The organism is Nonomuraea sp. NPDC050680, assembly GCF_040654555.1.
GTDB lineage: Bacteria > Actinomycetota > Actinomycetes > Streptosporangiales > Streptosporangiaceae > Nonomuraea.
In genome coordinates this window covers 959,078-969,092 of record NZ_JBFAIF010000003.1, presented here as the reverse complement: position 1 = coordinate 969,092, position 10,015 = coordinate 959,078, and the positions used below count along the sequence as shown (strand labels likewise).

At 66.9% G+C, this 10,015-nt stretch carries 8 protein-coding genes; 2 read left to right on the top strand and 6 right to left on the bottom strand.

What is annotated here, in order from left to right:
* Positions 1-351: 351 nt before the first annotated feature.
* The 6 genes from AB0H88_RS15660 to AB0H88_RS15635 all read right to left on the bottom strand — a co-directional run bounded on the left by AB0H88_RS15660 (position 352) and on the right by AB0H88_RS15635 (position 8,318).
* Positions 352-2,916 carry a valine--tRNA ligase gene (locus AB0H88_RS15660; RefSeq protein ID WP_357644740.1) on the bottom strand — a complete coding sequence of 855 codons (2,565 nt, stop codon included), beginning with the start codon at positions 2,914-2,916 and terminating at the stop codon, positions 352-354.
* An 81-nt stretch (positions 2,917-2,997) separates the two neighbouring features.
* Positions 2,998-4,281 (bottom strand): ATP-dependent Clp protease ATP-binding subunit ClpX, encoded by a 1,284-nt coding sequence (clpX, locus tag AB0H88_RS15655; RefSeq protein WP_225292608.1) that lies wholly within the window; start codon positions 4,279-4,281, stop codon positions 2,998-3,000.
* Positions 4,282-4,455: 174 nt separating this feature from the next.
* Positions 4,456-5,079 (bottom strand): ATP-dependent Clp protease proteolytic subunit, encoded by a 624-nt coding sequence (locus AB0H88_RS15650; protein WP_214637437.1) that lies wholly within the window; start codon positions 5,077-5,079, stop codon positions 4,456-4,458.
* A 10-nt stretch (positions 5,080-5,089) separates the two neighbouring features.
* A complete protein-coding gene (locus AB0H88_RS15645) occupies positions 5,090-5,722 on the bottom strand; it encodes an ATP-dependent Clp protease proteolytic subunit (protein ID WP_357644737.1) in 633 nt (210 codons plus the stop codon).
* Positions 5,723-5,896: 174 nt separating this feature from the next.
* Positions 5,897-7,282 (bottom strand): trigger factor, encoded by a 1,386-nt coding sequence (gene tig, locus AB0H88_RS15640; RefSeq protein ID WP_357644734.1) that lies wholly within the window; start codon positions 7,280-7,282, stop codon positions 5,897-5,899.
* 169 nt (positions 7,283-7,451) lie between these two features.
* Positions 7,452-8,318 carry a helix-turn-helix transcriptional regulator gene (locus tag AB0H88_RS15635; RefSeq protein ID WP_357644733.1) on the bottom strand — a complete coding sequence of 289 codons (867 nt, stop codon included), beginning with the start codon at positions 8,316-8,318 and terminating at the stop codon, positions 7,452-7,454.
* Positions 8,319-8,566: 248 nt separating this feature from the next.
* Between AB0H88_RS15635 and AB0H88_RS15630 the strand changes: the two genes are divergently transcribed.
* Both AB0H88_RS15630 and AB0H88_RS15625 read left to right on the top strand, forming a co-directional pair.
* Positions 8,567-9,028: an ATP-binding protein gene (locus AB0H88_RS15630; RefSeq protein WP_357644731.1), complete on the top strand. Its 462-nt coding sequence runs from the start codon at positions 8,567-8,569 to the stop codon at positions 9,026-9,028.
* 139 nt (positions 9,029-9,167) lie between these two features.
* Positions 9,168-10,007, top strand: a complete 840-nt coding sequence (locus AB0H88_RS15625) for a M48 family metalloprotease (protein WP_357644729.1) — start codon at positions 9,168-9,170, stop codon at positions 10,005-10,007.
* Positions 10,008-10,015 lie beyond the last annotated feature (8 nt).

Sequence of the window (10,015 nt, the reverse complement as noted above, 5' to 3'; positions counted from 1 at the left end):
CGCAGACATGACGGGGTTGTGCATCATGCACTGGCTTTTAACACACTGTTGAGTTCTCAAGAAACGGACGCGTACTCCCCAACCTGCGAGAGGCGCACATTTCATCTCGCCCAGTTTACCAGATCCGCTCGATTCTTGTCAAATCGGCCGATCCGGTAGGTTCCGGGCAACCCCGCTAACTTACCTGAACTTCTGACTCATGTCCAATCGCACACAGACACGACCCGAAGTTCGGGAGAGATCACTGGGTTTTGCCGGGCTAACTTGCCCCGCGTTGAAGACTCTAGCAGTCCTGGTGCGGGGGAAGACCCAACTTCGGTAACGAATAGGTCTTCCCCCGGTGTGTCTCGCTCAAACACCCAAGCCGGCGAGCTGGGCCTCCAGCCGCACGATGTCGGCCGCCGACTGCTCGGCTCGCCCCCTGACCTTGGCGACGACGTCCTCGGGCGCCTTGGCCATGAACTGTTCGTTGCCGAGCTTGGCCGCGACCTGGGCCGCCTCCTTGCGCGCGACCGCCAGGTCCTTCTCCAGCCGCTTGCGCTCGGCCGCCACGTCGATGGCGCCGGCGGTGTCGATCTCCACGGTCACCCCGCCCACGGTGAAGCGGGCAGTGGCGGAAAAGGCGTCAGACGGCTCGGTGAGCCGCAGGAGTGAGCGGATGGCCCCTTCCTGCCCCGCGAGAGCCGTGCCGGTCAGTCCGAGCCGCGCGGCCACCTTCTGGCCGGGCTTCAGCCCCTGATCCGAACGGAACCTGCGCACCTCCGTCACCAGCTCCTGCAGGGCGACGATCTCCGCCTCGGCCACCGGATCGGTCCGGGCGGCATCGACCTGTGGCCACGCCGCCACGGCGACCGACTCGCCGGCCGTGACGGCTCGCCACAGCTCCTCGGTGACGAACGGCACCAGCGGGTGCATCAGCCGCAGCAGCGTGTCGAGCACGTGGCCGAGCACGAGCCGCGTGTGCTCCAGCCCTTCACCAAGTTGGATCTTGGCCAGCTCCAGGTACCAGTCGCAGACCTCGTCCCACGCGAAGTGGTAGAGCAGATCGGACGCCTTGGCGAACTCGAACTCCTCGAAGGCCGCGTCGGCCGTCGAGATCACGCTCTGGAGCCGCGACAGGATCCACCGGTCGGCCGCCGTCAGGTCGAGGCCATCGAGGGAGCCGGTGGCCGCGCCGTTCATCAGCGCGAAGCGGGTGGCGTTCCAGATCTTGTTGCAGAAGTTGCGCGAGCCGCCCGCCCACTCCTCACTCACCGCGACGTCGGCCCCGGGGTTGGCGCCGCGCAGCAGCGTGAAGCGTGTGGCGTCGGCGCCGAAGCGCTCGATCCAGTCGAGCGGGTCGACGACGTTGCCGAACGACTTGGACATCTTCTTGCCGTATTGGTCGCGGACCATGCCGTGCAGCGCCACCACGCGGAAAGGCGGCTCGCCGTCCATGGCGTACAGGCCGAACATCATCATGCGCGCGACCCAGAAGAACAGGATGTCGTAGCCGGTGACCAGCACGGAGGTCGGGTAGAAGCGCGCGAGCTCCGGTGTCGAGTCCGGCCAGCCGAGCGTGGAGAACGGCCACAGGCCCGAGGAGAACCAGGTGTCGAGCACGTCGGCGTCCTGGACGTAGCCGGCGGGCGGATCCTGGTCTGGGCCCACGCACACGACCTCGCCGGCCGGGCCGTACCAGACCGGGATGCGATGCCCCCACCACAGCTGGCGCGAGATGCACCAGTCGTGCATGTCGTCGACCCAGTCGAAGTAGCGCTTGGCCAGCTCGGGCGGGTGGATGCGGGTGCGGCCGTCGCGCACCGCGTCACCCGCGGCCTTGGCCAGCGGCGAGACATTGACGAACCACTGCAGCGACAGCCTCGGCTCGACCACCGTCTTGCAGCGCGAGCAGTGGCCGACCGAGTGGACATAGGGGCGCTTCTCGGCGACGATCCTGCCCTCGGCGCGCAGCGCGGCGACCACGGCGGGTCGCGCCTCGAACCGGTCGAGCCCCTCGAACGGTCCGTGCGCGGTGATCACGCCGCGCTCGTCCATGATGGTCAGTGACGGCAGCGAATGCCGCCGGCCGATCTCGAAGTCGTTGGGGTCGTGGGCCGGCGTCACCTTGACCGCGCCGGTGCCGAAGGCCGGATCGACGTGCTCGTCGGCGACCACGGGGATCTGCCGGCCGGTGAACGGCACCTCGACGAGCGTGCCGATCAGGTGGGCGTAGCGCTCGTCGGAGGGGTGCACGGCCACGGCGGTGTCACCGAGCATGGTCTCCGCGCGGGTGGTCGCCACCACGATCTCGTCGGAGTAGCGGATGGAGACGAACTCGCCGTCGTCCTCGCTGTGTTCGACCTCGATGTCGGACAGCGCGGTGAGGCAGCGGGGGCACCAGTTGATGATGCGCTCGGCGCGGTAGATCAGGCCGTCGTCGAAGAGCCGCTTGAAGATGGTCTGGACGGCCCGCGAGAGGCCCGTGTCCATGGTGAAGCGCTCGCGCTCCCAGTCGACACCGTCGCCGAGCTTGCGCATCTGGCCGAGGATCCGGCCACCGGACTCCTCCTTCCACTGCCAGACGCGCTCCACGAACGCCTCACGCCCGAGGTCGTGGCGCGACAGGCCCTCCTTGGCCAGCTCGCGCTCGACGACGTTCTGGGTGGCGATGCCGGCGTGGTCCATGCCGGGCAGCCACAGCGTCTCGCGGCCCTGCATGCGGGCCCGGCGGGTGAGCGCGTCCTGGATGGAGTGGTCGAGCGCGTGCCCGATGTGCAGGACCCCGGTCACGTTGGGCGGGGGGAGGACGATGCTGTACGGCTCGCGCGGGCTGCCCGGGTCTGCGTGGAAATAGCCTTCGGATACCCAGCGCTCGTAGCTCCGGGTCTCGACGTCGGCCGGGGTGTACTGGGTGGGCAGCTCTGGCGTTGTCACAGTGACCAATTCTAGGGAGGTGGTGGAAAGCGAAACGCCCCAGGGAGTTGTCTCCGCGGGGCGCTTGCCGTAAGGGAAGGATCAGGCGGACTTTTCCCGCGGCGTGCGCTGCTGTTTCGCGGCGAGCTGGTCGCGGGGTACGAGCGTCGGGATGGCGTGTTCGAGGACGGACTCGCGGGTGATGACCACGCGGGCGACGTCCTGGCGCGACGGCACCTCGTACATCACCGACTGGAGCACCTCTTCGAGGATGGCGCGCAGGCCGCGCGCGCCGGTGCCGCGCAGGATCGCCTGGTCGGCGATGGCCTCGAGGGCGCCGTCGGTGAACTCCAACTCCACGCCGTCGAGCTCGAGCAGCTTGCGGTATTGCTTGACCAGCGCGTTGCGCGGCTCGGTGAGGATCTGGATGAGCGCCTCGCGGTCGAGGTTGTGCACCGAGGTGATGACCGGCAGACGACCGACGAACTCGGGGATCATGCCGAACTTCAACAGGTCCTCGGGCATCACGTCGGAGAAGATGTCGGCCATGTCGACTTCTTCCTTCGACCGGATGATGGCGTTGAAGCCGATGCCCTTCTTGCCGATGCGCGACTCGATGATCTTCTCCAGACCGGCGAAGGCGCCGCCGCAGATGAACAGCACGTTCGTCGTGTCGATCTGGATGAACTCCTGGTGGGGGTGCTTACGCCCGCCCTGCGGCGGCACGCTCGCGGTCGTGCCCTCCAGGATCTTGAGCAGCGCCTGCTGGACGCCCTCACCGGAGACATCGCGAGTGATCGACGGGTTTTCGCTCTTGCGGGCGATCTTGTCGACCTCGTCGATGTAGATGATGCCGGTCTCGGCCTTCTTGACGTCGTAGTCGGCGGCCTGGATGAGCTTGAGCAGGATGTTCTCGACGTCCTCGCCGACGTAGCCCGCCTCGGTGAGCGCGGTGGCGTCGGCGATGGCGAAGGGCACGTTGAGCATCTTCGCCAGCGTCTGCGCGAGCAGCGTCTTGCCCGAGCCCGTAGGGCCGAGCAGCAGGATGTTGCTCTTGGCCAGCTCTAGACCGTCGTCTCTACCTCGGTCGCCGGACTGCACCCGCTTGTAGTGGTTGTAGACCGCCACCGAGAGCGCCTTCTTCGCCTTGTCCTGACCGATGACATAGGCGTCGAGGAACTCGTAGATCTCCCTCGGCTTGGGCAGGTTGTCCCACTTGAGCTCAGAGGACTCCGAGAGCTCCTCTTCGATGATCTCGTTGCAGAGATCGATGCACTCATCGCAGATGTAGACGCCTGGACCGGCAATGAGCTTCTTGACTTGCTTCTGGCTCTTCCCGCAGAAAGAGCACTTCAGCAGGTCTCCCCCGTCGCCGATGCGTGCCACCCCAGATACTCCTTTGCGTGGGACCGCCCTGCTCCCGCGATCCGTATCCTCCGGACCGGGTCCGAACCGCTCAGGTTTCGACGTTACCGTCTTCTGGGCCCTCAGTGAGCCCCCTGGCGGCGAGTCGCACCGGAACGTGCCCTATTGGGCAGCGCTCCGGTGCGTCACATCTCATCAGGAAGCGACGGCCTGAGCTCGTTTCTTCCGCGATGGGATGATGTCGTCGATCAGACCATACGCCTTTGCCTCGTCCGCGTTGAGAATTTTGTCGCGTTCGATGTCCTTTCGGACTTCCGCAGGGCGCTTTCCGGAGTGCTTCGCCACGATCTCCTCCAGGAGGGAGCGCATGCGAAGGATCTCGCGGGCCTGGATCTCGATGTCGCTTCCCTGGCCGCCGCCCTCGGTGGACGGCTGGTGGATGAGCACCCTGGCGTTGGGAAGCGCGAACCGCTTGCCCGGAGTCCCGCCGGCCAGCAGCACGGCCGCGGCGGAGGCGGCCTGCCCCAGGCAGACGGTCTGGATCTCCGGCCGGACGAACTGCATCGTGTCGTAGATCGCCGTCATGGCGGTGAACGAGCCACCCGGCGAGTTGATGTAGATGCTGATGTCACGGTCGGGATCGAGCGACTCCAGCGTCAGCAGCTGGGCCATCACGTCGTTGGCCGACGCGTCGTCGATCTGCACTCCGAGGAAGATGATGCGGTCCTCGAAGAGCTTGTTGTACGGATTCATCTCCTTCACGCCATAAGACGTGCGTTCGACGAAGGAGGGGAGAACGTACCGGCTTTCGATGTTCACTTCAACTCCCCTAGGAGACGGCGCCTTGCGAGGGCACCTGCCTCGCGCTGCGCACAACTTGGTCGATGAAGCCGTAGTCCTTGGCCTCTTCGGCCGTGAACCAGCGGTCTCGATCGGAGTCGGCCTCGATCTGGTCGAGTGGCTGGCCCGTGTGCTGCGCGATCCGCTCGGCCAGAGTCTTCTTCACGTAGAGCATCTGCTCCGCCTGAATGGCGATGTCCGCGGCGGTGCCGCCGATGCCACCGGACGGCTGGTGCATCATGATGCGCGCGTGTGGCAGCGCGTAGCGCTTGCCTCTCGCGCCCGCCGACAGCAGGAACTGCCCCATGGAGGCGGCCAGCCCCATGGCCACCGTGGCCACGTCGTTGGGCACATATTCCATCATGTCGTAGATGGCCATGCCGGCCGTCACCGACCCGCCAGGCGAGTTGATGTAGAGCCAGATGTCACGGTCGGGATCGTCGGCCGCGAGCAGCAACAGCTCGGCACAGATACGGTTGGCGATCTCGTCGTTGACCTCCTGCCCCAGCACGATGATGCGCTCGCGCAGCAGGCGCTGGTAAAGCTGGTCCTCAAGCCGGAAGGACGAGCCGTTCTCACGGCCTCGCGACTCAGGCTGATAGAAGGTCGGCGGGCTGGTCACAGCGTCACCTTCCGATGCGTCGTAATCGATTGGCTTTGCTTGTGACCCTAACGCGCGGGGCACACAGCTCATGCCCGGTCCGGCTACTGTTCGCTGACGGCGCAGGTAAGGCCGCCCAGAGCAGCGCGAAGCCCCCGAACCGTCCGGATCGGGGGCTTGGTGCCGTTTCTGGGGCTAGGCGTCGGCCTTCTCCTCGGCCGCCGGCTCGTCGGCCGGCTCCTCGGTGGGCTCCTCGCCGTTGATCTCGGTGTAGATGGCCTTGAGGTCGACCTCGTTGCCGTCGGTGTCGACCACCTTGGCGGCGTCGCCGACGACGGACTTGGCCTTGTCACGGACGATCTCGACCATCGCCAGCGTCAGCTGGTCGTTGTCGGCCAGGTGCTGGGCCAGCTGGTTGGGCTGGACGCCCATCTCCATGGCGCGGCGGACGACGAAGTTGGTCAGCTCCTGCTCGGAGACGCCCAGGTCCTCGCTCTTGACGATCTTGTCGAGGACGAACCCGACCTTGATGGCCTTGGCGGAGCTGCTGTCGAACTCGGCGAAGCGCTCCTCCTCGGTCGTCTGGTAGAGGCGGAAGAAGGCGTCGCGGCTGAGCCCGCTCTCGGCGATCTGGTGCTCGAGGTTGTGCTTGCGGGCGTCGACCTCGGCCTTGAGCGCGCTGTCGGGGATCGGCATCTCAATCTTGTCGAGCAGCGAGTCGAGGGCCTTCTCGCGGGCCTGGACGACCTGGTCGACCAGCTTGTTGCGGCGGGCCTGCTCGCGGATGCTGTCCTTCAGCTCGGCGAGCGTGTCGAACTCGCTGGCCAGCTGGGCGAACTCATCGTCGAGCTCGGGCAGGACCTTCTCCTTGACCGTCTTGACGTTGATGATGACGTCGGCTTCCTCACCGGCGTTCTCACCGCCGACCAGCTCGGTCTTGAAGGTCTTCTCGTCGCCCGCGGACATGCCCACGAGGGCGTCGTCGAGCCCCTGCAGCACGGAGCCGGCGCCGACCTCGTAGGAGACTTCGTTGGCCTGCTGCTCCTCGATGTTGGCACCGTCGATCTCGGCGCGCAGGTCCATGACGACGAAGTCGCCGGCGGCGGCCGCGCGCTCGACGCCGGTCAGCGTGGCGAAGCGCTGGCGCAGCGCGTCGAGCTGGCCGTCGATGTCCTCGTCGGCGACTTCGGCGGAGTCGACCGTGACTTCGGTGCCCGCGTAGTCGGGGACCTCGAAGTTGGGCCGGACGTCCACTTCGGCGGTGAACTCGACCTGCTCGCCATCCTCGATCTTGGTGATCTCGATGTCGGGCTGGCTGACCGGGAAGAGGTCGACCTCGTCGACGGCCTGGCCGTACAGCTTGGGCACCGCGTCGTTGAGGGTCTCCTCCAGCACCACCGCGCGGCCGAAGCGCTGCTCGATGATGCGGGCCGGAACCTTGCCAGGGCGGAACCCGGGGACGCGCACCTGCTGCGCGACCTTCTTGTACGCCGCATCCAGGCTCGGGCGCAGCTCTTCGAACGGCACCTCGACAGTGAGCTTCACCCTGGTCGGGCTGAGCTCCTCGACAGCGGTCTTCACGGGGTGGTCTCCTTGATCAAGCTTCGAGTGATCGCGGGCGCGTCCAGATTTGGTACGGCTCACGCGCCGCGCCCACATGAGCGGCGCTGGGCATGCTCCGCCTTGGCGGGATCCAAGCGCCGTTCGCCAGTCTAGGGTAGATGCGTACCCAACAACGACGTGACGACCCTCAGAACTCCTCGGCGATCACCCGCAGGAGCTCGATGGTCTCGTCCGGCGTCGTGCTGACGGCGCAGAGCCGCTCCATGACCTCAGTGTAGCGGTCGACGTCCTCGCGTTTGTCCAGGTAAAGGGCGCTGGCGAGTTGCTCGACGTACACCACGTCCGGCAGGTCGTGGTCGGGGAAGCGCAGGACGCTGAACGCGCCGCCCTCGGCGCTGTGGCCCCCGAAGCTGAACGGCATGACCTGGATGGTGATGTTGGGCTGGCGCATCAGGTCGATGAGGTGTTCGAGTTGGGCCCGCATCACCTCGGCGCCGCCGATGGGGCGGCGCAGCGCGGCCTCGTCGATGACCGCCCAGAAGACCGGGCCGTCGGGCCGGTCGAACATGCGCTGGCGTTCGAGCCGGAGGTCCACCCTGCGGGCGATCTCCTCCGCGCCGATGCCGGCCGAGCCGGCCGTGACGACCGCCCGGGCGTATTCCTTGGTCTGTAACAACCCCGGGACGAACTGGACCTCGTAGGTCCTGATCCTGGCCGCGGCCTCTTCGAGGCCGACGTAGGCCTGGAACCACGTGGGCAGGATGTCGTTGAACCGGTGCCACCATCCGGGCTCGTTCGCCGTGGCCACCAGGTCGAGTACGGCTGCGCGCGCCTGGGTGTCCACCACCCCGTAAAGGGTCAGCAAATCGGCCACGTCGCGCTCCTTGAAACCGACGCGACCCAGCTCCATCCGGCTGATCTTGGATTCGGAGCCCCTGATGAGGTGGCCTGCCTCCTCGCGGCTGACGCCCTTCCCCTCCCTGAGCCTGCGCAGCTGGGAGCCCAGGAGGATGCGCAGCGCCGTAGGGCCGGAACCCGGCTGGTTCTGCGTCACTCTGCCTCCTATCAAGGTCCGCACACACAGTGACACCACATTGCCGGGTATGACAAGGTCTCAACCTGGTGTCCGATTCGGATACCCCTACCCGTAGCCGCTCATGCTGCTGCACATTGCACATGCACGTGCATTTGGGTCTTGCAGCGGCCGGGGATCGTGATCCATGATGGCCTAGTGCATATTGGGCCAAACATGCACGAACCCAGGAACAATCGGGAGGTATCGGCGGGATGGTGGAGGACCCTTTGGCCACTGCCGACTGCCTGCAGATCACCCGTGAAGTGGGGTTCGACAGCCTGTTGAGCTCGGGCAAGCCGTACACGACCTCGTGTCCACTGCCCTTCCAGGCCGACTCCGTGAAGACCGCCAGGGACGTGACCCGTTCCACCTTACGCGGCTGGGGCCTGCCGGAGTTGGGCGACGACGCCGCGCTGGTCGTGTCCGAACTGGTCACGAACGCGGTCAGGTACGCGATGTACGCGCGAGGCCGGCGGGAGATCCAGCTGCTGCTGATGCGGGTCGCCCCCCACGTGCTGCTGGCCGTGGCCGACCCGAGCGACAAGATCCCCACGCCCAAGGAGCCCGACTTCATCTCCGAGAACGGCCGTGGCCTTTACATCGTCGAGACCTACAGCCAATGCTGGGGCTGGGACCCGCTGGCTCGTGGCGGCAAAGCCGTATGGGCCCTCTTCCGTACTGACTCCTGATTCATTACTCTTTCTTGGAGTGAAGGGGAGTACCTCCGAACACGCCTGATCGTCATGACGGCCCGCGCGGCCCGGTCAGGCGGGCCCTGTGCGGCGAGGGAGACCTTCCGGCCCGTCGTAGTCGGCTGGAGGTTCCAAGATGCGGATGCTCATCCCCATGGCCCTGCTCGCGGCCATCTACTCGGCCGTTCTGGCCGGTCTGGTGCTGATCGGGATTCCGGTCCTGTACGTCGCCCTTGGGGCGGTTCTCATCCTGCTCGTGCAGTGGTGGTCCACCGAGGTGCTGGCGCGGCGGATGACCCGGGCCCGGTACGTCACGGCCGAGCAGGAGCCCGAACTGCACGCCGTACTCGATCGGCTCTGCGCGCTGAGCGACGTGGCCAAGCCGCGGCTGGCGATCAGCCCCTCCCCCGCCCCGAACGCCTACACGGTCGGCCGCTCGCGGCGCAGCGCGACGATCATCGTCACCGAAGGGCTGCGCGCCCGCCTGGAGGCCGACGAGCTGACGGCGGTGCTCGCCCACGAGATCGCGCACATCCAGCACCGGGACGTGGCGGTGATGACGCTGGCGAGCTCGTTCGCGATCGCGCTGGCGGCGTTCGCCAAGGGCACCGGGCGGGCCGCGGTGGAGGCTCCGGGGCTGTTCTTCGAGGAGTTCCCCGTCGGGCTGGTCGTCGGGCTGGCGGTCCTGACGGGCGGGGCCGCCGCGGGGCTGGCCAGCTACCTCGCGCACCTGCCGCTGCGCTGGCTCAGCCGCTCCAGGGAACTGGCCGCCGACCGCGCCGCCGCCGACCTGCTCGGCCAGCCGGGGCTGCTCGCCTCGGCGCTGCTCAAGGTGCACGCGGAGGACGGCATCCCGCTGACCGACCTGCGGCGCGGGGTGCCGGCGTTGGGGCTGGTGGCCTGCCGTACGAAGAAGGGCTCTTTGATGGCCACGCACCCGCACGTGCACGTACGGGTGCGGCGGCTCATGGGATAGCCCCTTGT